Source organism: Paenibacillus sp. J23TS9, assembly GCF_018403225.1.
In the GTDB taxonomy this organism is placed as follows: domain Bacteria; phylum Bacillota; class Bacilli; order Paenibacillales; family Paenibacillaceae; genus Paenibacillus_AQ.
Window position 1 is genome coordinate 736,435 of record NZ_BOSG01000001.1, and the last position, 24,020, is coordinate 760,454.

Consider the following 24,020-nt stretch of genomic DNA (forward strand, 5'->3'; position numbering starts at 1 on the left):
ATCGTGAAAGCGGTCAGGTTTTTTTGGGAGTATAGGATCATACACAGAGATTTAATTTCAAGCTCTTCATGTAGGAGGGACGATCATGTCCATTTCTTTTTTCTGGAGCCGTGCATTGCTGACTAACCGGTTTGTTTTATGGCTGCTGTTTTGGTGTAATCTGGCTGGAACCATATATGGATATATGTGGTACGGTGAACAGATGGAATATACCATCGCCCATAATGCCATTTGGCAGGTCATTTTTGTTCCAGACAGTCCAACGGCCAGTCTTTTTTTCACCATCGGAATTCTCTTTTTATTATATCCTCCGAAGTCGCAGGCTGTGAAGGGGTTCAGTTTTTTGATGGAATCCCTAGCAGTCGTTACTTCTGTTAAATATGGGATATGGGCGGTAAGTATTATTTTCGCAGGAGCCGCACAAGGGGACCATCTGGTATGGCAGGATTGGATGCTTGTGGCATCGCATCTTGCGATGGCTGTAGAAGCGCTGCTGTTTGTTCGTTTCTTCCGCTTTGGAGCTATTATGCTGATTCCGGCTGCGGCATGGACCTTCCTGAACGATATTGTGGATTATACATATGGTGTGTTTCCATGGCTTCCAAATGAACTGCAGGATGATCTTCTTGGAGTTCAGTATTTTACTTTAGGACTGACTGCTTTCAGTGTACTGTTGGCTTGGGTCTTTCTAAGGCTTGCCAAACGCAAAAACATATAGCTTGTTCTACAACCATCCCTTCTGCCATAGATTTACGGTAGGAGGGATGTCCTATGCGGGGGAGCAAACGATTATTTAAACGCAAACCATGGTTATTTATATTGCTGGTGGCTCTATGCATTACCATGCAGCCTGCTAAGATAAACGCTCTTGGTGATAACCAGGATTCGGGAAAGTCAGCAGAGGCTGTTAAGCAGGCAGCAACGCTTAGCCAGACTGTTGAGCGGCTGTATCAGCATGTTCTCGAAGGAGATACCAATCTCGTGCATAAGGATCTTCAAGAGGTTGATTCCATATTCGAGAATTCCTCATTGCAAAAACTGACCACTGTAGAAGGCATACATGCCCTCTCGGAAAGCATCATCGAAATGAAAGAAGCCGTTGCCAGGGTTCAGCTGGACCCGAAACATTGGCTTACAGCATCGGCTAAGCTGAGAATGGCGGCTGACAGTATAAACAATCCGAAGCAGGCCTTGTGGCTTCAGTATTACAAGCTGATCCGTGAAGAGCTCACTCAAATGAAGTCTAACACCGAAAAAGGTGATTTTCTAGCCGCAAAACAGGCATACGAGCGTCTCCAGGAGCATTATGAAATCATACGTCCTGCGGTGGTTATTCAGCGCAAGCCTGCCGACGTGACGATGGTGGACTCATGGCTTTCTTATGCGGGAGGGTTGGTCAACGCAGTGACACCCAAAACGGGTGAAATGCAGAGAAGTATTGAGATAGGCGAGGAAATATTCAACGGTCTGTTTGGTAAGAAAAAGGATTATCCGGCACTTGCTCCTTTGGAGCAGGTTAACGGGGCATGGCCATGGGCGATGTGGGCGGGTGCTTTTATCCTCGTCATTCTCGCATATACAGCATACCGGAAATATCGGGGAGAGCGGGACAGTTTTAAAAAGGTGACACCGAAGTGGTAAGTAAACTAACGATACAAAAATGAAGACAGACCATATCTAATGGAAGTTTTACCTGCGTGATCAGGGGTCGAGTGTCTGAGGCGTTTAGCGTTTTAATTCATTCATTTAAAAAAGCTCTCTGAACATAAAGTTCAGATGAGCTTTTTTGATTGAGATCGGTTTTAGGTTTCCTTGAATCCTTCTCCGAGTACATCATGGACATCATTAATAATGACGAATGCACGTGGATCTATGGATTTGACAATCCCGTTTAACCTGCGGATTTCATGCCTGGCGACAACACAGTAGGCCATATGCTTGGCCTGTTTGGAGTAGGCGCCAATCGCAGGAATGAGCGTAACCCCCCGTTCCATCTCTACCGTGATCAGATCGGCAATTTCAGGCGCATGATCGCTGATGATCGTAAAGGCTTTAGCAGCGTAAGCCCCTTCTTGGATGAAATCTATGACCTTTGATGAGATGAAGACGGCTACAAATGTATAGAGAATTTTTTCTCTCGGGATAAAGAAAAGGGAAGCGCCTATAATGATGATATCGATCCCCAGAATAACCTGACCCATACTCCAGCCGAATTTCCGGTTGCAGATTCGCGCCACGATATCTGAACCGCCAGTCGTTCCGCCGAATCGGAAGACGATACCAAGTCCTGCACCTAATGTCACACCGGCATAGAGAGAGGCAAGGATATAATCCCGCTCCGTTTGGAAGGGCGAAATCCACCCTGCGTTAATCATTTTTTCAAACAGCCATAAGAAAAACGTCAGTGAAGCGATACCTACGCCTGTATATACCATTTGCTTTGATCCCAATATTTTCCAACCAAGCAAAAATAGCGGAATGTTAAGTATCAGTGTAGAGAGCGCGGGCGGTATGGAAAAAGCATAGTTGAGAAGCACGGTGACACCAGTCACACCGCCTTCCATTAACTGATTGGGAATAATGAAGTAGAGCAGTCCAAAAGCATAAATCGCAGCTCCGAGTATAATCGGCAATACCATTTTCATTTGTACAAACCATTTTGATGAACTCATGATACCCCTCGCATAGCTAAAAGTAGGAAGAATTTGTTCTTCGCTCCATTCTTAGTATACCTTTTTCCCTCCGGATTTAAAAAAGATTTGTTTTCAATTCTGCTTTGCGATAACATATGGAGTAAACTAATACCCGGTTTATCCGGTATATGGATACAGTTAAAAAGGGGGAATGGTCATCAAGATGGAGAAGTCTTTGGCTGAAATGCAGAGGGAAGTTGACCAGTATATCTCCCAGTTTAAAGAAGGATATTTCAGTCCTCTGTCCATGTTGGCGCGGATGTCGGAAGAAGTCGGCGAGCTGGCGCGAGAGGTGAATCACAGCTTCGGAGAAAAGCCGAAAAAGGCCTCTGAAGAAGATAATTCGATCGAGCTTGAGCTTGGGGATATACTGTTCATAACGATATGCTTTGCCAATTCCTTGGGGATTGATCTAGCCGAGGCGCATGACAAGGTCATGCATAAATTTAATACTCGTGACGCGAACCGGTGGACGAAAAAGGACACCGAATAAGTCCGTCATACATATGCTGTACAATAGCCCGTAATAACAGGGGGGAGTACAGCAGAATGAAATCCGAACAATTCGTCCGGAATGCATATCACTGCATTTTGCAGAATGATTTTGAAGGGGCCTTACAATGGTTTGAAGCGGCTGTAACAGAGGATCCGGAATCCGCGGAAATTCATTACCGCTGCTCCGTGACCTACGCCAGAAGCAGCAGGCTCGAGAAGGCGCTTGATCATGCGCAAAGAGCATGTGAGCTGGATCCGGAAAAAGCAGAATATTTGCTTTATCTACAGCATTTGCAGTCAATGAGGCTGGTGCAGGATGCAAAAAAGATCATCGATTCCGGTAAGGTGGCACCTGCAAGTGATTTATACCAGACAGTATCCATGCTGAAGGAAGCTGTGCGGCTCGATCCACTGTATGGTGAGGCGTATATTTGGCTTGCATTAACGTACAGCCAGCTGAATGAACATGCATTGGCGATATCCTCCTTGAAGGAGGTCATAGCGCTTCAGCCGCAGGATCATGGACTGCAGGATATGCTCGCTCAGCTTAAAAATCGATTAAGCACATATTTGCATGATTGATGAACATAGTACAGGAAGGCGGGGGAAAGCAGATGTCAGATCAGATTAAAGTTGCTGTAGCCGGTGCAGCCGGCAGAATGGGAAAAGAGGTAGTCAAACTAGTGCTTGAGGATGCAAGTCTTCAACTGGTAGCAGCTGTGAACCGCTCTCAGGAAGGCACAGACGCAGGAACATTAGTAGGCCTGCCAGCATGCGGAATCAAGCTGACGAGTGATCTGGAGCTAGCTTTAGTGGAAACAAAACCGGATGTTCTGGTCGACTTTACAACGCCGCAGTTTGCTTATCCGAACACGGCGCTGGCAGTCTCTCTTGGCATCCGGCCAGTTGTAGGCACCACCGGGTTTACTCCCGAACAAATCGAAGAGTTGGACAAGCAGTGTCAAAGCAAGGATATTGGCGGACTGATCGCACCGAATTTTTCAATTGGCGCCATTCTCATGATGAAGTTTGCTGCTCAGGCGGCTAAATATTTCCCTCATCTGGAGATCATGGAGTTTCATGGTGACCAGAAGCTGGATGCCCCATCAGGAACCGCGATTAAAACAGCTGAGATGATTGCTCAGAACCGCGAAGAAATTCGTCAGGGCAATCCGAAGGAAGAAGAGACAATTGATGGTGCGCGGGGCGGCTATTACAATGGCTTCCGCATTCATAGTGTCCGTCTTCCGGGCGTATTTGCACAGCAGGAAGTGATTTTCGGCGGATTCGGCCAGACATTGAAAATCCGCCATGATTCCTATGAACGGGCAGGTTATATGCCTGGCGTGAAAATGGCCATTGAAAAAGTTATGAGCTATACCGGTATGGTTTACGGATTTGATCACTTTATAGAGTAGCTTCTAAAGGAGTGGGACAGGATGAAAATCGCATTTATTGCACATGACCGTAAAAAAGACGAGATGGTCAATTTTGTAACGGCCTATGAAAAAGTATTTGAAGGACATGAGCTGTATTCAACCGGAACGACAGGGAAACGGATCATGGAAAACACAGACTTGAAAATTCACCGTTTTATGTCAGGCCCCCTCGGCGGTGATCAGCAGATCGGAGCACTTGTCGCGGAAAATGAAATGGATCTGATTATATTCCTGCGTGATCCACTGATGGCTCAGCCGCATGAACCGGACATTAATGCTCTATTGAGACTTTGCGATGTGCAGGGCATTCCACTCGGAACCAATATTGCAACAGCGGAAATTTTAGTCAAAGCTCTGGATCGCGGAGATTTCGCTTGGCGGGAGCTGGTGCATAAATATAAGCCAGGTGCTGAAATATGAGTGAATCACTAGATATTTTGGTATTCGGAGCACATGCGGACGATGCCGAAATTGGTATGGGCGGTACAATTATAAAGCATGTAGAAGCCGGGTACCGTGTAGGGATTTGCGATTTAACGTTTGCTGAAATGTCTTCTAACGGTACCGTCGAGCGGCGCCAGCAGGAAGCAGCCGCCGCCGCCGATGTTCTTGGGCTCACGATGCGGAGCAATTTGGGACTTCCTGACCGCGGTTTGTTTAATACACCTGAGCATATTGAGGCAATCACAGCAGAAATCCGCCTTCATGCGCCCCGAATCGTGTTTGCACCCTATTGGGAGGACAGGCATCCGGATCATGTCGCCTGCAGCAAGCTTGTGGAAGAAGCTGTTTTTAATGCGAAGCTTCGGCGTTATATGCCGGACAAGCCTGCGGTGCTCGTAGATCAGCTTTATTTTTACTTCATTAATGATATGGGCAGAGCCGAACTTATGGTTGATATAACGGCCCAGCAGGAGAAGAAGGAGCAATCCCTTCTGTGCTACCGTTCACAGTTTGAACGCAGCCAGGATGGGGAAGATGCCGTTTCGACCCCGCTGAATCAGGGGTATATTGAACGTGTGCGGTCCCGGGACAAGCTTACCGGGCAACGCAGACTCGTTCCTTATGCGGAAGGCTTTGCTGCGCGGTCGCCTTTTCTTGTGGACAAATTCATGAAGGATTCCCATTAAAAAAAGTCAGGGCTGATCTTTTGGAGATAACAGGAGATCAGTTCTGGCTATTTAACGCTTTGGGAACAATAATATAAACATATAATGGATGTTTAAGGAAGGAGTGGGTCACATTGAGCCAACAATTGAAAATTGGCATCACATGTTATCCGTCTTTGGGCGGTTCTGGTGTTGTAGCGACTGAGCTGGGGAAGCTGCTGGCTGAAAGAGGGCATCAGGTCCATTTTATTGCACATAGCATACCATTTCGCTTGGGCGGAACATTCCACAAGAATATTTTCTATCATGAGGTGGAAGTAAGCGATTATTATGTATTCCGCTATCCGCCGTACGATATGTCCTTGGCTACGAAAATGGCTCAGGTTGCGAAAATGCAGCAGTTGGATGTTCTGCATGTGCATTATGCGGTTCCGCATGCTGTCTGCGCGTTTCTTGCCAAGCAAATGGTAGGGGATCAACTGAAGGTTGTGACGACGCTCCATGGTACGGATATTACCGTCCTGGCGCAGGATGAGTCTTTAAAAGACCTGATCCGGCTGGCCATTAATGAAAGCGATGCAGTAACTGCCGTTTCCCGGGATTTGATCAATGAGACACGTGATGTTCTGGATATCAGCAGAGATATTGACCTCACCTATAATTTTGTGGATAAACGGATATATTATCCGCGAGACACCAGCTCGCTTCGCAGTGATTTTGCTGAGCCCCATGAAAAAATACTGATGCATATTTCCAATTTCCGTCCTGTAAAACGGGTGGGGGATGTTGTTGAGATTTTTGCAAAGGTAAACGAAAAGGTTCCATCCAAGCTCTTATTTGTTGGAGAAGGTCCGGATTTGCCTAAGGTACAATGCAAAATTCAGGAGCTTGGTCTGCAGGATAAAGTCTTTTTCCTTGGAAAACAGGATGAAATTGCACAGGTGATTTCGCTTGCGGATGTGCTGCTGCTTCCTTCCGAGAAGGAAAGCTTCGGACTGGTTGCGCTTGAGGCGATGGCCTGCGGCGTACCAACTGTCGGTTCACTTGCCGGGGGCATCCCCGAGCTTGTCGTTCATGGCGAAACCGGATTTTTGGCTCCTATCGGGGATACGAAACGCATGGCGGATTACACGATTCAGCTTCTGTCAAACGAGGCGCTTGCCGCAAATTTCCGGGAGGCATGTTTGAAGAGAGCTTGCCGTGAATTTGCTGACGGTCTCATAACACAGCAGTATGAGCAAATTTACTACCGCGTACTGGGACGCGAGGTTCCGAAGCTTAATCCGGTTTGCGGCTAATTCAAAGCGGTAATAGCTGTAGGCGGGAGGTTAATTATTTTGGTAACTTGGAAACAGGCGGACGCAGATATGGCGTTTCATAGCGAAGCGGTGGTATCCAAGCTGCTTGAGCATGGCCATGAAGCTTACTGGGTAGGCGGATGTGTGAGAGATGAGCTCATGGGTAGGCCTGTGCATGATATGGATATCACTACATCCGCACTTCCGGAAGAAGTAGAAACCGTATTTGAGCGGACTGTACCGACAGGTATTAAACATGGAACGGTTACGGTGCTTTGCGGATCTTTCGCTTATGAGGTAACGACATACCGTGTTGAGGGCGCCTATGAAAATCACAGAAGACCTGCAGAGGTTGAATTTGTCCGTGATTTGAAGGAAGATCTCAAACGGAGAGATTTTACGATAAATGCGATTGCAAGGGCGGTTGATGGAACGATTGTCGACCCCTTTGAAGGGACAATGGATTTAAGTAAAGGCGTTGTCCGCTGCGTGGGCAATGCGAGAACTCGGTTTCAGGAAGATGCTCTGCGTATGGTCCGCTGTATCCGCTTTGCCTCGGTCTTCGGGTTCGGCATCGCTTACCGCACATGGAGAGCACTGCTTGAAGAGCGCGAGGGTATCCGTTATATTGCCATGGAACGGTTTCGGGTAGAACTTGAAAAGCTGATGGAGGGCAGCAGGCCTTGCAGAGGGCTTCACCTTCTTCACCGGAGCGGGCTCCTGTCGGATGCAAAAATCCCTTTTACATATGAACCGGATAGAGATCTGGTTTCGGTGATTGATGAGATATCCCCTGAAAATACAATCATCCGTTGGGCAATGCTCCTTTATGCCTGCGGATTAAGCGCACAAGGGGCACATAACAGCTTGCGTTCATGGACGTTTGCGAATACAATGCGGGAACAAATAGCGGGGATTCTGAGTGTCGGTGAAGCCGTAGGAGCGATGAATACGGATATCCCATATCAAGAACAATGGGTTTCGGTGGTGCTTCAACACGGACGGGAGACGGCTGAACGATGGCTGTTCATGGCGGGTTACATTACCCGGCGGCACCCCGGAGTTTACCCATCTGAAATATTGAAGAACGGCGATGCTTGGACCCGAGAGATGGAAATTTATCATTTGTCCGAGTTATCCGTTACAGGGAAGGACCTGATGGATCTATCCGGACGGAGAGGCGGTCCATGGATCGGAGAGATACTTGGCATCCTGCTTGTTAAAGTAGCTTCTCGAATTCTGCCCAATGACAGAGAGATATTAATTGATGAAGTGAAACGGGTGATGATTACATGAGTGAGAAGGAAACGCTTCTGGATTTGCTGCTTGCGAACCCGCAGGAGTTTATATCCGGCGAAGAGATCAGCCGCAGGCTGTCTGTCAGCAGAACGGCCGTTTGGAAACAGATCAATAAACTGCGGGAAGCGGGTTATGAATTTGAGGCTGTTCCCCATAAAGGTTACCGGATCCTGCGCAAGCCCGAGCGGCTTGATACGTTATCGCTGATCAAAGCTATGAAGACAAAAACCATGGGCCAAAAGGTAAAGATTATAGAATCTACCGTATCCACGCAGGAGGAGGCCAAGTTATTGGCCGAAGAGGATGCGCCTGAGGGGACTCTTGTGATCGCGGAGGAACAGACCGGCGGTAAAGGAAGAATGGGTCGTAAATGGTATTCACCTAAAGGCAAAGGAATATGGATGAGCCTTGTGCTCAGACCCAAACAGCCGATGCATTACATGCCGCAGCTGACACTGATGACCGGAGTCGCCGTCTGCCGGGCAGTGCGCAGAACTACAGGAGTTATGGCCGGGCTGAAATGGCCTAATGACCTGTTGGTGAATGGGCGCAAAATCAGCGGCATTTTGCTGGAATCCGCAGCCGAGGATGAGTATGTACGCTACTGCATTGCCGGAATTGGTATTAGTGTTAATCTGGATCCGCAGGATTATCCCGAAGCGCTAACCGATGTTGCCACCTCACTTAAGATCGAAGCGGGTGAAGAGGTTGATCGAGTAGCTCTTATCGCTGCTGTTCTGGAAGAGTTTGAAGTGCTGTATGCCTTGTATCAGCAGGAAGGCTTCGGACCGATCGCATCGCTATGGGAAGCATTATCCGTTACTCTGGGGAAGTCAGTGACCGTTAATACAGCCCGTGGAGCTGTCATAGGCACTGCGGAGAAGCTGGATCACAGCGGAGCGCTGCTGATCGCAACCGGCGAGGGACAGCATGTGTCTATTTTTTCCGGAGATGTCGAACTTAAACGATGAAATCATCCACAGGGTTTGCTAAGAATAAATAGATCTTAAGGAAAAAAACTTCTTCATAAAACGTGGCCCATGCTGATTTGAATGTACTTCGATAGATGTTTTTGTTATACTGACATGTAGAGGCGGTATCGGCGTGACCGAACTGCACTCTGCCTGTGCAAGTGAAAGACATGTAGCATTCATAATAGCAAGACGCCGCTACGTTGGATTCTGCTCTGAGCCGAAGGGACCGAGACAGAAGGGACGATCGCAAGTGACTCTTTTTTGCCCTTTCGGAACTTTTTAGTGAAATGCTAAAAGGTTTTTTTGTTTTTCAAAATATTCCGAAATGGAAGGAGCTGCAAAAAAAATGGCAGTTAAACATCCGCTAAACATTGTGAAAATGAAAAAAATGAAACAGGAGGGCAGCGCGCTCAGTATGGTCACCGCTTATGATTACCCTACTGCACGTCTGGCTGAGGAAGCAGGCGTGGATATGATCCTGGTCGGCGATTCACTTGGAAATGTTGTGCTTGGATACGACTCGACACTTCCGGTAACGATTGAGGATATGGTATATCATACGCGCTCTGTAGTACGTGGGGCAGGAAATACCTTTATTGTCGCGGACATGCCGTTTATGACATATCACGGAAGTATTGATGAAACGCTGCGCAATGTACGCAAGCTGATGCAGGAAGGTCATGCTCAAGCCGTCAAGATGGAAGGCGGAAGAGAGATCTGCGCTGCAGTTGAAGCGATTGTCGGAGCCGGTGTTCCTGTACTCGGACATATCGGTCTTACACCGCAGTCGGTGAATCAAATTGGCGGCTACCGAATTCAAGGCAAGGATGAGAAGGACGCGCAGCGTTTGCTGGATGATGCCAAGGCATTGGAACAGGCAGGAGCATTTGGCGTTGTTTTGGAACTGGTAACGGAGCAGGTAGCTGAATACATCACGTCCCAGCTGTCCATTCCAACGATTGGAATCGGTGCCGGCCGCGGAGTTGATGGCCAAGTGCTTGTATTCCATGATATTTTTCAATATGCTTCCCCATACCGCAGCAAAAAATTTGTGAAAACATTCGGCGATGCCGGCACCTTGATCCGCGAAGGACTCGCTCAATACGTCAAAGAAGTGAAGGAACGTTCTTTTCCGGATGAGAGCCATGTATTTACTGCAGAGGATCAAGTTGTGGAGAATTTATACGGTAAAGGCCGGGAAAAGGTGAACAACGCATGAAAGCTGTAAGAACCATTACAGAACTCAGAGCACAAATTGAGGAATTGAAATCCTCTTTAAATAAAACTACCGTCGGCCTGGTACCTACGATGGGGTATCTGCATCAGGGCCATGCCAGCTTGATCCGAGCCGCAAAAGAAAAATCGGATATCGTGGTAGTCAGCATTTTCGTCAACCCTATCCAATTTGGACCCGGAGAGGACTTTGAAACCTATCCGCGTGATGAAGAAAGGGATTTGGCAGCTGCGGAAGGAGCAGGAGCTGATCTGGTCTTCCTGCCCTCCGTAGAGACCATGTATCCAAAAGCTGCGAAGACGAGAATTGCTGTCTCAGACGTAACCTCCGGTTTGTGTGGAGCATCACGTCCGGGGCATTTTGACGGCGTAACGACGGTTGTTAGCAAGCTGTTTCATATCGTCCAGCCGAATTATGCTTTTTTCGGCATGAAGGATGCGCAGCAGGTAGCGGTCATTGAGCAAATGGTCTTTGATCTGAACTTTAATGTCGAAATCGTTCCTTGTCCGATCATCCGTGAGGAAGACGGTCTTGCACTTAGCTCCCGCAATGTGTACCTGAGCCCTGATGAACGCTCCCAGGCCCTTGTGCTTTCCCAGTCACTGCGCAAGACGCAAGAGGCTCTGGAGAAGAGGGAGATCCGGACAGCAGGAGAGGCAAGAGATCTTTTGGTGAGCAGCATCAGTAAAACCTCACTGGCTGTAATTGATTACGTAGAAATTGTAGCTTTTCCAGAGCTTTCACTTCTGGAGGATGAAGCAGGCGTATTAGAAAATAATGAACCTGTTCTGATGGCTCTTGCGGTAAAGTTTGGCAAAACCCGTTTGATCGATAACTGTCTGTTATACCCGAAGGGAGAATAAGAGCATGTTTAGAACGATGATGAAGTCAAAAATACACCGTGCTACCGTAACGGAGGCGAATCTGAATTATGTTGGCAGCATTACCATTGATGAAGATTTGATGGAAGCTGCCGATCTTCTGGAGAACGAAAAAGTGCAAATCGTGGATAATAACAATGGTGCACGCCTTGAAACCTATGTTATTCCAGGACCCCGGGGCAGCGGCGTGATCTGTCTCAATGGCGCAGCAGCGCGTATGGTTCAGCCTGGAGATACCGTCATTATTATTTCTTATGCCATGATGTCGAGTGATGAAATCAAGAATCACAAGCCTACGGTCGTGTTCGTTAATGAATCGAATCAGCCTAAGACGACCATGAATAAGGAAGTGCACGCTACCATTATTTAAGGTTTGGCTCGACTCGGGTAAAGACAAGGAATGGCAGGTCCATCGAGGAATGAAATTGGCTGTATCTACAAAAAATGAATGCAGGTGACCGCACTGATTTCATTTTTGGTTAAGGGTGGGATGCAGCCATGTTCCAACATGTATTCGCGGAAATGAACCACATGTTAGATGAGATCATGAAACATTACCCGACGGCGCAGGAGGCCCAAAAGCATCAGCTGATACAAAAGTGGAATATGCTTAAAACCATGAGTGATGGAATTATTGATGAGTGGTTATCTTTTGAGGAGAAGATGGGTGAGTTCCGCCAGCATGCCGAGGTGCCTTCCACCTTATTTTCGGAGCAGACACCTGAAATGGAGTTAAACGCATTTGTGCGCGGACAGGGATATTTCCGGTTACTAATGTACCGTCAGGCCGCCCAGCAATTTTCCCAGGTTATCCGTCAATATCCGGACAGTCTTCTGGCCCGGATGTACTTGGCCATGGCACATTTGTATCTCGAGGAAACCAAGGAAGCGCATCTTCATTTTCACTGGATACTCCCGCTGGCCAAAAGCCAGAAGCTGAAGGCCATGATCTACAATGCGTTAGGATGTATCGCCGTGAAGCATGGGAATGCCGGCAAGGCCCAGGAATTTTTTACATTGGCATTGCAGAGTGATCCCACACTTCCCGATCCCTTGGTTAATTTGAAGGTTTGCCAGCAAAACCGCGGTCAGCTTCAATATGGCAGCCAGTTGATTTCCTTAATGTAAGGCAACGCGAAAGGGACGATGCATCTTGCGCAAAAAAGCGCCTTGAGCATCGCCTTTTTGTTGTCACTTAATTTTCAAATGTGAAATCTTCTGTTATGCTGGTAATGAGACTGGAATGAAAGGATTAAACATAAATCATGAAATTTGCCGTACTGGATTTTGAAACGACAGGCAACCAGTCCGCCGATGAAATTATTCAAGTTGGACTTGCCATCATAGAAGAAGATTTGACGATTTCCCGTGTTTATGGTTCCTATGTGAAACCTGGTGTGGAAATTCCGCCTTTTATTACCGGTCTGACAGGCATAACGGAAGCGGATGTTGCAGATGCACCATCGCTGGAAGAGATGCTCATGGAGCTTGTCCCTATGCTGGATGATGTCATTCTTGTAGGACATAATGTTGCGTTTGACTTTAATTTTCTGCAGAATGCGCTGGACCGCAGCGGATATTTGCCGTTTTCCGGCCGGATCCTGGATACACTGGACTTTCTTAAAATATGTTTTCCGTCCCTGACTTCATATCAATTGGGGCAGGTGACAGCGCATTTTCAAATAAAGCATGATCATCCGCATCAAGCCGATAGCGATGCATTAGCTACAGCCTATGTATTGTTAAAATGTCTGGATGAGCTGGATGATCTTCCTCTGATTACTTTGCAGCGCTTAAGTGAGCTTTTTGCAGAGGAAGACAGTGACCTCGGCTGGTTTTTCGACGGTCTGTGTCAACAAAAGGAACAAGAGCCGATACAGGACCTGAACAGCCATACCTTTTACCGCCAACTGGCGCTTGCTGTGGATGATTGGACTGAAATGAAGCCGCCGAGAGAGGAATCGGATGATAATCCACTTTCGGGAGTCGATTTCAAAGAGTATCTTGATGAGATTCAGAAACGGTTAAAAGGTATTATGCCCCAATATGAAGAGCGTGAACCGCAGTCGATTATGTTCGAAGAAGTGATGAATGCCCTGGATCAGGACAAGCATCTACTAATTGAGGCAGGTACGGGCACTGGTAAATCTTTGGGTTACCTGATCCCTTCCATATATCAAAGCGTGAAGCAGCAGCAAAAAGTGATGGTTAGCACGCATACCATTAACCTTCAGGAACAGCTCCGTGAACGGGATGTGCCTCTATTAACACAGGTTGTGCCGTTCCCCTTCAAGGCCGCTGTCTTTAAGGGCAGACAACACTATTTGTGTTTGAGAAAATTTGAACATAAAATAAACAGAAGAGACTTCTTTAATCCCAAGGAAGACACGATAACGGCGGCACAGATGATCGTCTGGCTGGCCCAAACCGAAAATGGGGATGATGAAGAGCTGAATCTCGGCGGGCGTGGCGGCGACTTCTGGGAAACCGTAAGCAGTGATTCCGATTCATGCCTCGGACGAGGCTGCCCATGGTTCCGCAAATGTTATTACCACCGGGCGAAGCATGAAGCAGGCATCGCGGATGTGGTCGTTACGAACCACTCCAAGCTCTTCACCGATGTGAAAGCAGGCCATCAGCTTCTGCCTGCATATGAGCGTCTGGTGATCGATGAAGCGCATCATTTGGAGGATGTGGCAGGCAAGCATCTCGGACTTAATATGAAATATTTCAGTGTGGTCCACACGCTTACCCGCCTGTACAAGGATGGCCGCAGCGGTCAGCTTCCTGCACTACGCCAGCAGCTCCAGTCCTCGGGACAGGAACGCGCCGGAGACTGGATTGCGGCAATCGACCGCATCAGTGAGGATCTGGTCGATGTCAAAGAGAACTGGGATAAGCTCAGCGAATCCCTCTTTAGTCTCATTCCGGAGCGTAATGATGCTGCACCTGGTGATGCCGGTCAGTTTGTACTTCGTTTGCAGCCTGGCAAATGGCCTCAGGAATGGGAGACGCTCAAGGCGCTGGAAAACCAAAATCATGTTAAAATCAGCGAAATTGTGCGCCGCGGGGAGAAAATGCTTGCAGAGTACAAGGAGGATGAAGACGATTACAGCGCGGACAGCCTGATCACGGATCTAAGCGGTCTATTTAAGGATTTGGCAGTCGAGCGGGATGATCTTCGTTTCTTCATGAATCTTAATGATGAGACCGTTGTATACTGGATGGAAGCCAGCAGCCATTACCGGAGCAAGTCACTCCAGCTGTACGCTGTTCCCGTCGATGTAAGCAAGCAGCTCAAGGATTTGTTCTTTGATAAGAAAAAAAGCGTCATATTGACGTCTGCCACGTTGTCTGTGGATAAATCATTCCAATACATGATTGATAATCTGGGATTGCAAGAGGATCAGGAAAACGGGCGATTGGTCTCTGTGCAGCTTCCTTCTCCATTCAATTATCGGGATCAGGCTTTACTGGTGATTCCGCGTGATTTTCCAAGTGTAAAAGGAAGTGTCGGAGATGCAGTGTTTGTGAATACACTGGTTCAATCTTTGGCGGATACCGCGGTTGCTACCCACGGAAGAATGCTCGTATTGTTTACTTCTTACCGCATGCTAAGGCAGGTCCATGAGCCACTCAAAAATGCACTTGCCAGCAGCGATATAACTGTATTAGGCCAAGGTGTTGACAGCGGCAGCCGCACCAAACTCATCCGCAGATTCCAAGACAGCAGCGCTTCTGTACTGCTCGGTACAAGCAGCTTCTGGGAAGGTGTGGATATTCCCGGAGAAGCGCTGACTTGTCTGGCTATTGTAAGGCTGCCATTCCAACCGCCGAACCATCCGCTCGTTGAGGCAAAAAGCGAACTGCTGCAGCGGCAGAAGAAAAACCCGTTTATGAAGCTTTCTGTGCCGCAGGCGGTTATTCGCTTCAAACAGGGCTTTGGTCGGCTGGTACGTACGGCAAATGATCGTGGGATTGTTATTGTATACGATACGCGTGTGATTGAATCCTATTACGGCAAGTACTTCCTATACTCATTGCCAGGACCCAAAATGGAACATATGATTACTGAAAAAATGGTTCCTCGCATATCCGAATGGCTTCATGAGGGCTAAGCATGCATCCGAATCAATTGACTGAAAAACATGTATATAAATTAAGCTGTTAAATAGGGGGAGCAAGCATGAAATCGGAGAAAATATCCGAAGCGGTTGTCCGCAGATTGCCTGTGTATTTAAGATACTTGAATGATCTGAATAAACGCGAGGTATCCACAGTATCATCACAGGAGCTCGGACTGAAGCTGGATTTGAATCCTGCACAGATTCGTAAGGATCTGGCTTATTTCGGGGATTTTGGCCGCAAGGGGATTGGTTACGATGTATCGTACCTGATCGAGAAAATTCGCCATATCCTGAATCTGGACCAGCAGATCAATGCCGTGCTCGTTGGAGCCGGTAATCTGGGTCACGCGCTATCGAATTATAACTTATACCTTCGGGAAAATATCAAGATTGTCGCTGTATTCGATGAGAATCCCAAAAAGGTAGGAACGCGCATCAGTACCTTAACGGTTCAGTCGATGGATGAAATTAGTGAAACGATCAAAGGCCAGAACATCCGTATTGGGATTATTACGGTTCCTGATGTTGAAGCGCAGAATGTGGCAGATAAGTTGATTACCGCCGGTATTGAGGCTATTCTCAACTTCGCACCAACCATTTTGAAGGCGCCTGCGAACATCCGGATCCATGCGGCTGATTTCACAACAGATCTGCTGAGTCTGGCTTATTATTTGGACAATGGAAAGGACGATTCTGCGGATGACGGAGAACATAAAGACAAATAAATGGGTAATTAAGAACGGAAGCTTTGCGGTTTCTGATGCAGACAAGCCGGTGATTCACGGCTGTATGGTGATCGAGGATGACATGATTACTTATATAGGAGAGGAAATGCCTGAGATCGAAAGCGATGTTTCTGTCGTGGATGGAACTCACCTTTTCTTCATGCCAGGACTGGTTAACACCCATGGTCATGCTGCCATGTCACTGCTGCGCGGGTATGGTGATGACCTTGCGCTGCAAATTTGGCTGGAAGAAAAAATGTGGCCTATGGAGGCTAAATTTACTTCTTCAGATGTGTACTGGGGCACTTCACTGTCCGTACTGGAAATGCTGAAAGGCGGTACCACTACGTTCCTGGATATGTATGACCATATGGACCAAGTCGCTAAGGTGGTTAAGGAATCGGGCATGCGTGCATCACTTATGCGCGGGGTTATTGGTCTGTGTCCAGAAGAGGTTCAGCGCCATAAGCTGAATGAAGCTATCGCGTTTGCACGTGACTGGAACGGACAAGCAGACGGTCGTATCACGACTATGATCTCACCACATGCACCATATACCTGCCCTCCGGACTTTATCGAAAAGTTTGTGCAGGCAGCCCATGACATGGATCTGCCGATGCATACCCATATGTCCGAGACGAAGGCTGAAGTGGAACAAAATGTCCGCGATTATGGAGTTCGTCCGGTCGCCCACTTAGAGAAGCTTGGCATGTTCTCGCGTCCTTCTCTGGTGGCACATGCTGTGCATCTGACGGATGAGGAAATTGAAATTCTGGCTGCTAATCATGTTGCTGTCTCCCATAACCCGGGAAGCAATCTGAAGCTGGCCAGTGGGGTGGCCCGCGTAACAGACCTGCTCAAAGCAGGAGTAACCGTATCGCTGGGTACCGATGGAGCGGCAAGCAATAATAATTTGGATATGTTTGAAGAAATGCGTCTTGCGGCATTGATTCATAAAGGTGTTTCCGGCGATCCTACTGCTATTCCTGCAGCCGAAGCACTCAAAATGGGTACGGTGTATGGGGCTCAATCGCTCTTTTTGAAAAATGTGGGTACGCTGGCTCCGGGGATGAAGGCAGATTTCATCGCCCTGAATACGGATCAGGCGCATTTCCTGCCACATACCGATCTTATCTCACATGCTATTTACTCCGCTTGCAGCAAGGATGTTGAGCATGTTTGGGTAGACGGCAAGCAAATTGTGAAACATGGCGCCTGTCTGACGCTGGACGAAGAGCGGATCCGCCGGGAAGCCCAAGCCGCTTTTGATGGTCTTCTGTCCCGATAAGGACGGAGGGCCTCAGAAAGGGAGCTTATGTTAAAGAATAAAAAAACGTGGATATTTCTCGGAATACTGTTACTCCTGCTGCTTGGGTTCGGTTCTTATCGTTATTACATATATGTAACGCAGGATATCCGCGCAGAAGAAACGGCAGCCATTCTCAAAGCCAAACAGGATACCAGTCTGGTAAAGGTGACCGAGGCAGAGAAATCAGTTTGGGACACGATCTGCTGGGCTATTGAAGGGTTGGATAAAGAGAACCGGCCAATTATGGTGTGGGTGACAATGGATGAGAACGGAAAGGTCAAGTCGGGAGAGGGAGCGGTTCATGAGGAGCTGCTTTCAAACGGTTTGTCCGAAGCCCAGATCAAAGAAAAGATTCAAAAGGAAATACCGGATTTGGACAAAATGAGACTGCTGCCTGGAACGTATAACGGAGAATATGCTTGGCAGCTGTTTTACCGCTCTAAGGACCACTATTACTATCAATTCTATCGTTTCAGCGATGGACAAAGTATTGGTGGACCATTTACTCTGCCGAATAGGTGAAAAATCATCCTGAAAATGGAAGAACCTCATTGAAAAATGGGGTTCTTTGGTGTGTACAGGATAAAATTTTAAATAATTTCACACTTTACCTTCGAAATCATATATACGATGTGATATACTTTTATTTGTATTCATGAGATATAAGATATGCAGCTCGATGTATCGGCTGTATTGATGTTGATAGAATAGAGCCTGAATAACCGTGACAAGAAGCTGCTGCCATAGCCTCCTTTGCCGCGGTTGTCTATTTTTTGTATGATGTAACTAGGTAATCTAGTTTTTTCAATTTTGAGAGGAGGACAACTGTTTGAAACTACGTCCAATACCTATTGTGCTTACTGTTGTTGTTTCAGCTGCAATATTGTTTGGTGGCTGGTTCTTTTACCGGCAGACAACCATGCAAGGGCCGCTTCAAAAAATTGTCCAGGATTATAAGGGCGTTAATAATGCTCAATTTAATATTAACCGCAATCAGATCAATTTGAAACTTGATTTGAAGCCGGAAACGAATTTATCTGGTCTTGTCGATCAGATTACGACGAAAGGTAAGTCGGTTGTAGGGAGCCGCACATTGAAATTCGATTTTGTAGATCATTCCTCCGACAAGCTGAATCGATATTGGGATTCCGCCATGTTTTCGGTAGCGGAAGCCATGGATAATAAAAAGTATACGGATATTCCTGCGAAATTGCAGGATCTGGCTAAGGATTCAGGGATCAAAGCCCAAACGGAGATGGACACTAAGAATGTATATATCAGTCTTAGCGATGGAACAGCCAGCAAATTTATCGTATTGCCTCGTGATCCCGCCAAGATAGGGGTGTGGGAATAATGCCAAGATGGATTAAAGAAGTACTCATTGGATTCGTACCCGTGTTGTTTATTTTCCTTGCTTTCATTGGTGTTAATATTATTCCGCTCGTGATCGCAGGACTGATGATCGGCGGCCTGCTGTTCGTAGCCAATATGCGCGGCGGCCTGGCTGTTGGCGCAGGTGCTGAGCGTAAACGTAAAAAGAGTGGTCCTCAGAAGCTCACGTTTGAACAAATCGGCGGCCAAGATAATGCTAAGCAGGAGCTGATGGAAGCTCTCGACTTTTTGATCAAGCATGAAGAAATTCGTAAGCTGGGTATCCGCCCTCTGAAGGGGATTTTGCTGACTGGCCCTCCAGGAACAGGTAAAACACTAATGGCGAAAGCTGCGGCACATTATACGGATTCTGTATTTGTCGCTTCATCAGGCAGTGAGTTCGTAGAAATGTATGTTGGCGTTGGTGCCGGACGTGTCCGCGAGCTTTTCCGTGATGCTCGCAATCGTGCTGCCAAGGAAAATAAGCAAAGCGCCATTATTTTTATTGATGAAATTGATGTTATCGGCGGCAAACGCGAGGGCGGACAGCAGCGTGAATATGACCAGACGCTCAACCAGCTGCTCACCGAGATGGACGGGATTTACTCTTCCGAAAGTCCGCGTATTCTGCTTATTGCAGCCACCAACCGGAAAGAGATGCTGGATAGTGCTCTGCTTCGTCCGGGACGTTTTGACCGGCATATTCAAGTGGACTTGCCTGATAAAAAAGGCCGCAAGCATATTCTTGAGCTTCATGCCAAGAACAAACCGCTTCAGCCCGAAGTGGTCCTGGAAAAGATCGCTGAGGAATCCTATGGCTTCTCCGGTGCCCAGCTTGAAAGTGTGATGAATGAAGCTGCCATTTACGCCATGCGTGAAGGGTTAAAGGAAATCGAACAAAGACATCTGTCGATGTCCATCGATAAGGTTATGATGGGTGAACGTACCGACCGTGAATCTTCACTCGAAGAGAAAAAACGCGTCGCGATTCATGAACTCGGACATGCCATAATGGCAGAGCTTGTCCGTCCGGGGAGCGTCAGCCAGGTTGCACTCAGCCCCCGCGGCAAAGCGCTTGGATATGTGCGCCATAATCCGCAGCAGGAGCAATATTTGTATACAAAATCGTTCCTGGAAGAGCAGATTATGATCGCTTTGGGCGGCGCCGCATCAGAGGAAATATTTTACGGCGGACGCAGTACCGGCTCAAGCAATGATTTTGAGCAGGCGCTGAACATTGTGCAGACCATGATGAAATCCGGGCTCACATCCCTTGGTATTGTGGATCTGGACATGGTGACGAAAGAAGAGCTGATGAAAGAAAACCATATTATTTTGGAAGACCTGATGAAACGGACACGAACCATGCTCGAGGAGCGCCGGACGATCTATGAGCAGTCACTGGATATACTGCTTAAGGAAGAGACGTTATCAGGTGATCAATTTCGGTGTCTATTTCATGAACATTCCCTGTTACCAGCATGAATTGTGATGCTGGTTCTTTTTTTTTACTTTTTTCATGTGCTAAGTTATTATTATAGTTTGGGTCACTATGTGCTCTCTTACAAAAATAAAGAATCGGGTACATTATAAATATAAGAAATAGTGACCATAGGAAGGTGGAAGAGAAACATGTACTTTAAGAAAATTGGTGTGATTGGCGGAGGAACGATGGGCCAAGGTATCGCAGAGATGCTGGCTGCGCGCGGTCTCGATGTTCTTCTGGTTGAGAAATCGCCGGAGAAGCTGGAATACTCCTATTCTTTGATCGAAATGAGTCTGGACAAACAGCTTGAAAAATGGGCTATTACCCAGGCAGAAAAAAAATTAATTTTGGGCAGAATTCATAAGGTGGTACATCTTGCTGAGCTTGGCACTTGCGATATGGTTATTGAGACCATTTCCGAGGATTTGGATGCCAAGAAGCAGGTGTTTTCCCAGCTGGATCAGGTTTGTCCTAATCATATTATCCTTGCCAGCAATACATCTTCACTCAGCCTGACTGAGCTTGCCAGCTCTACGATGTATCCAGAGCGCGTCATCGGCATGCATTTTATTCATCCGGTAAGTAAAGTGGATCTCGTAGAAATTATCCGCGGACTGAAAACCTCGGATACAACCTTTTCAGAAACCAAGCGTTTTGTGGAAGAAGTCGTTCACAAAAAAGGCGTCATGGTTTATGAATCACCAGGATTTGTATCCAGCCGTATGATCTGTTTGATGATTAACGAAGCGTTACATATTCTTCAGGAAGGTGTGGCATCTGCAGAGGATATCGATGATGCTATGCGTATTGGATATCAATTCCAACACGGACCTTTGGAGATGGCTGACCGCTTCGGTCTTGATTCCGTATTGGCTGCTCTTGAGCGCATGTTCCGTGAATTCGGCGAACTGAAATACCGTCCGTCGATTGTATTGAAAAAAATGGTGCGCGCAGGACATTTGGGCGTAAAAACGGGTGAAGGCTTCTTCAAGTATGACAAGGATGGTGACCGGGTATGAAAATTTTAGTCATTAACGCAGGAAGTTCCTCTTTGAAATACCAGCTGTACGATATGAGGGATGAGTCCGTACTGGCAAAAGGCTTGGTGGAGCGGATTGGAATGGACTCTTCCATTGTAACCCATAAGCCAGCGGGGCGTGCCGAGGTTACTGAGGTCAGCGAAATTCTGGAACACACGACAGCAATCCGCAAAGTTCTGGCTTTGCTGACGGATAAAGAGCATGGCGTAATCAGTTCTGTGGAAGATATCGAAGCGGTAGGACACCGTGTTGTCCACGGCGGTGAGTACTTTGGGGAGTCCGCGTTGGTTGATGGAGACGTGAAGACCAAAATCCGACAGCTGTTTGATCTCGCTCCGCTCCATAACCCTGCATCGATGATGGGGATCAAGGCGGCAGAATCAAATATGCCGAACGTACCGCAGGTAGTGGTATTTGATACGGCTTTCCATCAATCCATGCCAGAGCATGCTTATCTATACGCCATTCCAAGAGTGCTATATAGCAAGCATAAGGTAAGACGTTACGGTGCACATGGTACGTCTCATGAGTATGTCAGCAAGACAGCAGCGGAATTCCTAAATCGTCCAATTGAGGATTTAAAGATCATCTCCTGCCATATCGGCAACGGGGCCAGCATCACGGCTGTGAAAGATGGCCGTTCGATCGACACTTCCATGGGCATGACGCCGCTGGAAGGACTTATGATGGGAACGCGCAGCGGTGATTTGGACCCAGCGATTGTGCCTTATGTCATGAACAAGGAAGAACTGACGGTTAATGAAGTGAATTCCATGTTGAACAAGCACAGCGGTCTTCTCGCTATTTCCGGTATCAGCAGCGATATGCGCGAGATTACGGATGGAATGTCAAAAGGCGATGCCAATTCGAAGCTGGCTTTTGATATGTATGAATACCGTCTCCGTAAATATATTGGCTCCTACGCAGCTTTAATGAACGGCGTTGATGTGATTGTATTCACAGCAGGCGTTGGAGAGAATTCGGTTGTTTTACGGAAAAAAGTATGCGAAAATTTGACTTATCTGGGCGTTGAGCTGGACGAGGAACTTAATGAGATTCGTTCCGGTGAACCGCGCCGTATTTCTTCGGCTAATTCCAAGGTGCAGGTTTTGGTGATTCCAACCAATGAAGAGCTTGTCATTGCACGGGATACCAATCGCATCGTTCAGGGATTAAAGTCGTAGACTTTAATGAATCCAAGCAAGCAAAAGCAAAGGGAGAGATTTAGGCATGGCCACTAAAAGTGTGATTCGTGATGTGAATCAGCATGTAGGAGAAACCGTTACGATCGGCAGCTGGATTAACAACAAGCGTTCCAGCGGTAAAATCCAGTTTTTGCAGCTTCGTGACGGAAGTGGATATATTCAAGGCGTTGTCGTAAAAAGCGAAGTTTCCGAGGAAATATGGAATGACGCCAAGAGCTTAACTCAGGAAAGCTCCGTATATGTTACAGGCATCATTCGTGAGGAACCGCGCAGCCAATCCGGTTATGAAATGACGGTAACTGGAATTGAGATTATCCATTTGACCGAGAATTATCCGATTACACCGAAAGAGCATGGTGTCGATTTCCTGATGGATCACCGCCATCTGTGGCTGCGTTCGCCGAAACAGCGCGCGATTCTGGTTATCCGTGGCGAAATTATCCGCGCCGTTCAGGAGTTTTTCGATCAAAATGGCTTTACATTGGTGGATCCGCCGATTTTGACTCCAACTTCTGCTGAAGGAACTACGAATTTATTCCATACGAAGTATTTTGAAGAGGATGCCTATTTGACGCAAAGCGGCCAGCTTTATATGGAAGCCGCAGCCATGGCACTCGGAAAAGTGTATTCCTTCGGTCCGACATTCCGCGCTGAAAAATCGAAAACGCGCCGTCACCTGATCGAGTTCTGGATGATTGAGCCTGAAATGGCTTTTACGGATCATGAGGAAAGCCTTCAGGTTCAGGAACAGTTCATCAGTTATGTAGTTCAATCCGTAGTGAAGAACTGCAAAACGGAACTGGAAGCGGTTGGACGCGATATTTCCAAGCTGGAACATATTCAAGCTCCATTCCCGCGCATTTCGTATGACGATGCCATTGAATTTCTGCAAGGGGAAGGCTTCGACATTCCTTGGGGTGAGGACTTTGGCGCTCCGCATGAAACAGCTATTGCTGAGAAATACGACAAGCCTGTATTCATCACGAATTATCCTGCCGGTATTAAGGCATTCTATATGAAACCAGATCCTAACCGTCCGGAAGTGGTTCTCTGTGCGGACATGATCGCACCGGAAGGCTATGGAGAAATTATCGGGGGATCACAACGTATCGATGATCCGGCTTTGTTGGAACAACGCTTCAAGGAGCATGATCTGTCCATGGAAACATATCAATGGTACATGGATCTGCGCACATACGGAACAGTACCGCATTCGGGTTTCGGGCTTGGTCTGGAACGTACGGTGGCATGGATTTGCGGTCTGGATCATGTTCGCGAAACCATTCCTTTCCCTCGTACCTTGTATCGTCTTTACCCATAAGATAAGGAGAGGTG

The 24,020-nt window shown here is 47.3% G+C and carries 24 protein-coding genes; 23 read left to right on the forward strand and 1 reads right to left on the reverse strand.

The genetic code is table 11. The features are described from left to right. Nucleotides 1-85 precede the first annotated feature (85 nt). Together KJS65_RS03775 and KJS65_RS03780 are read left to right on the forward strand one after the other, a co-directional pair. Nucleotides 86-718 (forward strand): DUF1405 domain-containing protein, encoded by a 633-nt coding sequence (locus KJS65_RS03775; protein WP_213648629.1) that lies wholly within the window; start codon nucleotides 86-88, stop codon nucleotides 716-718. Between the two features lie 53 nt (nucleotides 719-771). Further along, nucleotides 772-1,641 (forward strand): sporulation protein YpjB, encoded by an 870-nt coding sequence (locus tag KJS65_RS03780; RefSeq protein ID WP_213648630.1) that lies wholly within the window; start codon nucleotides 772-774, stop codon nucleotides 1,639-1,641. A gap of 161 nt (nucleotides 1,642-1,802) precedes the next feature. Here KJS65_RS03780 and KJS65_RS03785 read toward each other — a convergent pair whose 3' ends face one another. Next, nucleotides 1,803-2,672: a YitT family protein gene (locus KJS65_RS03785; protein ID WP_213648631.1), complete on the reverse strand. Its 870-nt coding sequence runs from the start codon at nucleotides 2,670-2,672 to the stop codon at nucleotides 1,803-1,805. Nucleotides 2,673-2,856: 184 nt separating this feature from the next. On the opposite strand from KJS65_RS03785, the gene KJS65_RS03790 reads away from it, so the two are divergent. The 21 genes from KJS65_RS03790 to asnS all read left to right on the forward strand — a co-directional run bounded on the left by KJS65_RS03790 (nucleotide 2,857) and on the right by asnS (nucleotide 24,006). Further along, nucleotides 2,857-3,186 (forward strand): nucleotide pyrophosphohydrolase, encoded by a 330-nt coding sequence (locus tag KJS65_RS03790; RefSeq protein ID WP_213648632.1) that lies wholly within the window; start codon nucleotides 2,857-2,859, stop codon nucleotides 3,184-3,186. A 56-nt stretch (nucleotides 3,187-3,242) separates the two neighbouring features. Further along, nucleotides 3,243-3,770 carry a tetratricopeptide repeat protein gene (locus KJS65_RS03795; RefSeq protein ID WP_213648633.1) on the forward strand — a complete coding sequence of 176 codons (528 nt, stop codon included), beginning with the start codon at nucleotides 3,243-3,245 and terminating at the stop codon, nucleotides 3,768-3,770. A gap of 32 nt (nucleotides 3,771-3,802) precedes the next feature. Then, nucleotides 3,803-4,606 carry a 4-hydroxy-tetrahydrodipicolinate reductase gene (gene dapB, locus KJS65_RS03800; RefSeq protein ID WP_213648634.1) on the forward strand — a complete coding sequence of 268 codons (804 nt, stop codon included), beginning with the start codon at nucleotides 3,803-3,805 and terminating at the stop codon, nucleotides 4,604-4,606. A 21-nt stretch (nucleotides 4,607-4,627) separates the two neighbouring features. After that, a complete protein-coding gene (mgsA, locus tag KJS65_RS03805; protein WP_136606161.1) occupies nucleotides 4,628-5,047 on the forward strand; it encodes a methylglyoxal synthase in 420 nt (139 codons plus the stop codon). Next, nucleotides 5,044-5,757 (forward strand): bacillithiol biosynthesis deacetylase BshB1, encoded by a 714-nt coding sequence (gene bshB1 / locus KJS65_RS03810; RefSeq protein ID WP_213648635.1) that lies wholly within the window; start codon nucleotides 5,044-5,046, stop codon nucleotides 5,755-5,757. Before mgsA ends, bshB1 begins: the two co-directional genes overlap by 4 nt. Before the next feature lie 113 nt (nucleotides 5,758-5,870). Next, a complete protein-coding gene (gene bshA, locus KJS65_RS03815; RefSeq protein ID WP_213648636.1) occupies nucleotides 5,871-7,034 on the forward strand; it encodes an N-acetyl-alpha-D-glucosaminyl L-malate synthase BshA in 1,164 nt (387 codons plus the stop codon). Nucleotides 7,035-7,073: 39 nt separating this feature from the next. Further along, entirely contained in the window at nucleotides 7,074-8,330 is a 1,257-nt protein-coding gene (locus tag KJS65_RS03820) for a CCA tRNA nucleotidyltransferase (RefSeq protein ID WP_244864365.1), read from the forward strand. Then, nucleotides 8,327-9,304: a biotin--[acetyl-CoA-carboxylase] ligase gene (locus KJS65_RS03825; RefSeq protein WP_213648637.1), complete on the forward strand. Its 978-nt coding sequence runs from the start codon at nucleotides 8,327-8,329 to the stop codon at nucleotides 9,302-9,304. Before KJS65_RS03820 ends, KJS65_RS03825 begins: the two co-directional genes overlap by 4 nt. A 349-nt stretch (nucleotides 9,305-9,653) precedes the next feature. Beyond that, nucleotides 9,654-10,526 (forward strand): 3-methyl-2-oxobutanoate hydroxymethyltransferase, encoded by an 873-nt coding sequence (gene panB, locus KJS65_RS03830; RefSeq protein ID WP_213648638.1) that lies wholly within the window; start codon nucleotides 9,654-9,656, stop codon nucleotides 10,524-10,526. Continuing rightward, nucleotides 10,523-11,404 (forward strand): pantoate--beta-alanine ligase, encoded by an 882-nt coding sequence (panC, locus tag KJS65_RS03835; RefSeq protein ID WP_213648639.1) that lies wholly within the window; start codon nucleotides 10,523-10,525, stop codon nucleotides 11,402-11,404. The genes panB and panC overlap by 4 nt, the downstream gene beginning before the upstream one ends. Before the next feature lie 4 nt (nucleotides 11,405-11,408). Then, the gene (panD, locus tag KJS65_RS03840; protein WP_213648640.1) at nucleotides 11,409-11,792 is read left to right on the forward strand and encodes an aspartate 1-decarboxylase; all 384 of its coding nucleotides are present in this window, start codon (nucleotides 11,409-11,411) and stop codon (nucleotides 11,790-11,792) included. A 128-nt stretch (nucleotides 11,793-11,920) separates the two neighbouring features. Beyond that, the gene (locus KJS65_RS03845) at nucleotides 11,921-12,550 is read left to right on the forward strand and encodes a tetratricopeptide repeat protein (RefSeq protein ID WP_213648641.1); all 630 of its coding nucleotides are present in this window, start codon (nucleotides 11,921-11,923) and stop codon (nucleotides 12,548-12,550) included. Nucleotides 12,551-12,687: 137 nt separating this feature from the next. Continuing rightward, complete coding sequence (gene dinG / locus KJS65_RS03850) at nucleotides 12,688-15,540, forward strand: ATP-dependent DNA helicase DinG (protein ID WP_213648642.1); 2,853 nt, start codon at nucleotides 12,688-12,690, stop codon at nucleotides 15,538-15,540. 68 nt (nucleotides 15,541-15,608) lie between these two features. Continuing rightward, complete coding sequence (locus tag KJS65_RS03855; protein WP_213648643.1) at nucleotides 15,609-16,274, forward strand: redox-sensing transcriptional repressor Rex; 666 nt, start codon at nucleotides 15,609-15,611, stop codon at nucleotides 16,272-16,274. Beyond that, nucleotides 16,261-17,562, forward strand: coding sequence for an amidohydrolase (locus KJS65_RS03860; protein ID WP_213650618.1), 1,302 nt, complete (start codon nucleotides 16,261-16,263; stop codon nucleotides 17,560-17,562). Before KJS65_RS03855 ends, KJS65_RS03860 begins: the two co-directional genes overlap by 14 nt. A 27-nt stretch (nucleotides 17,563-17,589) precedes the next feature. Continuing rightward, complete coding sequence (locus KJS65_RS03865) at nucleotides 17,590-18,105, forward strand: cell wall elongation regulator TseB-like domain-containing protein (protein WP_213648644.1); 516 nt, start codon at nucleotides 17,590-17,592, stop codon at nucleotides 18,103-18,105. A 307-nt stretch (nucleotides 18,106-18,412) separates the two neighbouring features. Beyond that, nucleotides 18,413-18,937 carry a hypothetical protein gene (locus KJS65_RS03870; protein WP_213648645.1) on the forward strand — a complete coding sequence of 175 codons (525 nt, stop codon included), beginning with the start codon at nucleotides 18,413-18,415 and terminating at the stop codon, nucleotides 18,935-18,937. Then, the gene (locus KJS65_RS03875; protein ID WP_213648646.1) at nucleotides 18,937-20,439 is read left to right on the forward strand and encodes an AAA family ATPase; all 1,503 of its coding nucleotides are present in this window, start codon (nucleotides 18,937-18,939) and stop codon (nucleotides 20,437-20,439) included. Before KJS65_RS03870 ends, KJS65_RS03875 begins: the two co-directional genes overlap by 1 nt. Before the next feature lie 147 nt (nucleotides 20,440-20,586). Continuing rightward, nucleotides 20,587-21,459: a 3-hydroxyacyl-CoA dehydrogenase family protein gene (locus tag KJS65_RS03880; protein ID WP_213648647.1), complete on the forward strand. Its 873-nt coding sequence runs from the start codon at nucleotides 20,587-20,589 to the stop codon at nucleotides 21,457-21,459. After that, the gene (locus KJS65_RS03885) at nucleotides 21,456-22,664 is read left to right on the forward strand and encodes an acetate/propionate family kinase (protein WP_213648648.1); all 1,209 of its coding nucleotides are present in this window, start codon (nucleotides 21,456-21,458) and stop codon (nucleotides 22,662-22,664) included. The genes KJS65_RS03880 and KJS65_RS03885 overlap by 4 nt, the downstream gene beginning before the upstream one ends. Before the next feature lie 46 nt (nucleotides 22,665-22,710). Continuing rightward, a complete protein-coding gene (asnS, locus tag KJS65_RS03890) occupies nucleotides 22,711-24,006 on the forward strand; it encodes an asparagine--tRNA ligase (protein WP_213648649.1) in 1,296 nt (431 codons plus the stop codon). Nucleotides 24,007-24,020: the final 14 nt, after the last annotated feature.

What these genes read in the sequence shown, in the direction of transcription:
- KJS65_RS03845 (WP_213648641.1), top strand. Translation starts at nt 11,921, where the DNA reads ATGTTCCAACATGTATTCGCGGAAATGAACCACATGTTAGATGAGATC.
- mgsA (WP_136606161.1), top strand. Translation starts at nt 4,628, where the DNA reads ATGAAAATCGCATTTATTGCACATGACCGTAAAAAAGACGAGATGGTC.
- KJS65_RS03885 (WP_213648648.1), top strand. Translation starts at nt 21,456, where the DNA reads ATGAAAATTTTAGTCATTAACGCAGGAAGTTCCTCTTTGAAATACCAG.
- KJS65_RS03875 (WP_213648646.1), top strand. Translation starts at nt 18,937, where the DNA reads ATGCCAAGATGGATTAAAGAAGTACTCATTGGATTCGTACCCGTGTTG.
- KJS65_RS03855 (WP_213648643.1), top strand. Translation starts at nt 15,609, where the DNA reads ATGAAATCGGAGAAAATATCCGAAGCGGTTGTCCGCAGATTGCCTGTG.
- panD (WP_213648640.1), top strand. Translation starts at nt 11,409, where the DNA reads ATGTTTAGAACGATGATGAAGTCAAAAATACACCGTGCTACCGTAACG.
- KJS65_RS03780 (WP_213648630.1), top strand. Translation starts at nt 772, where the DNA reads ATGCGGGGGAGCAAACGATTATTTAAACGCAAACCATGGTTATTTATA.
- dinG (WP_213648642.1), top strand. Translation starts at nt 12,688, where the DNA reads ATGAAATTTGCCGTACTGGATTTTGAAACGACAGGCAACCAGTCCGCC.
- panC (WP_213648639.1), top strand. Translation starts at nt 10,523, where the DNA reads ATGAAAGCTGTAAGAACCATTACAGAACTCAGAGCACAAATTGAGGAA.
- panB (WP_213648638.1), top strand. Translation starts at nt 9,654, where the DNA reads ATGGCAGTTAAACATCCGCTAAACATTGTGAAAATGAAAAAAATGAAA.
- KJS65_RS03785 (WP_213648631.1), bottom strand. Translation starts at nt 2,672, where the DNA reads ATGAGTTCATCAAAATGGTTTGTACAAATGAAAATGGTATTGCCGATT.
- asnS (WP_213648649.1), top strand. Translation starts at nt 22,711, where the DNA reads ATGGCCACTAAAAGTGTGATTCGTGATGTGAATCAGCATGTAGGAGAA.
- KJS65_RS03825 (WP_213648637.1), top strand. Translation starts at nt 8,327, where the DNA reads ATGAGTGAGAAGGAAACGCTTCTGGATTTGCTGCTTGCGAACCCGCAG.
- dapB (WP_213648634.1), top strand. Translation starts at nt 3,803, where the DNA reads ATGTCAGATCAGATTAAAGTTGCTGTAGCCGGTGCAGCCGGCAGAATG.
- KJS65_RS03795 (WP_213648633.1), top strand. Translation starts at nt 3,243, where the DNA reads ATGAAATCCGAACAATTCGTCCGGAATGCATATCACTGCATTTTGCAG.
- KJS65_RS03865 (WP_213648644.1), top strand. Translation starts at nt 17,590, where the DNA reads ATGTTAAAGAATAAAAAAACGTGGATATTTCTCGGAATACTGTTACTC.
- KJS65_RS03775 (WP_213648629.1), top strand. Translation starts at nt 86, where the DNA reads ATGTCCATTTCTTTTTTCTGGAGCCGTGCATTGCTGACTAACCGGTTT.
- KJS65_RS03790 (WP_213648632.1), top strand. Translation starts at nt 2,857, where the DNA reads ATGGAGAAGTCTTTGGCTGAAATGCAGAGGGAAGTTGACCAGTATATC.
- bshB1 (WP_213648635.1), top strand. Translation starts at nt 5,044, where the DNA reads ATGAGTGAATCACTAGATATTTTGGTATTCGGAGCACATGCGGACGAT.
- KJS65_RS03880 (WP_213648647.1), top strand. Translation starts at nt 20,587, where the DNA reads ATGTACTTTAAGAAAATTGGTGTGATTGGCGGAGGAACGATGGGCCAA.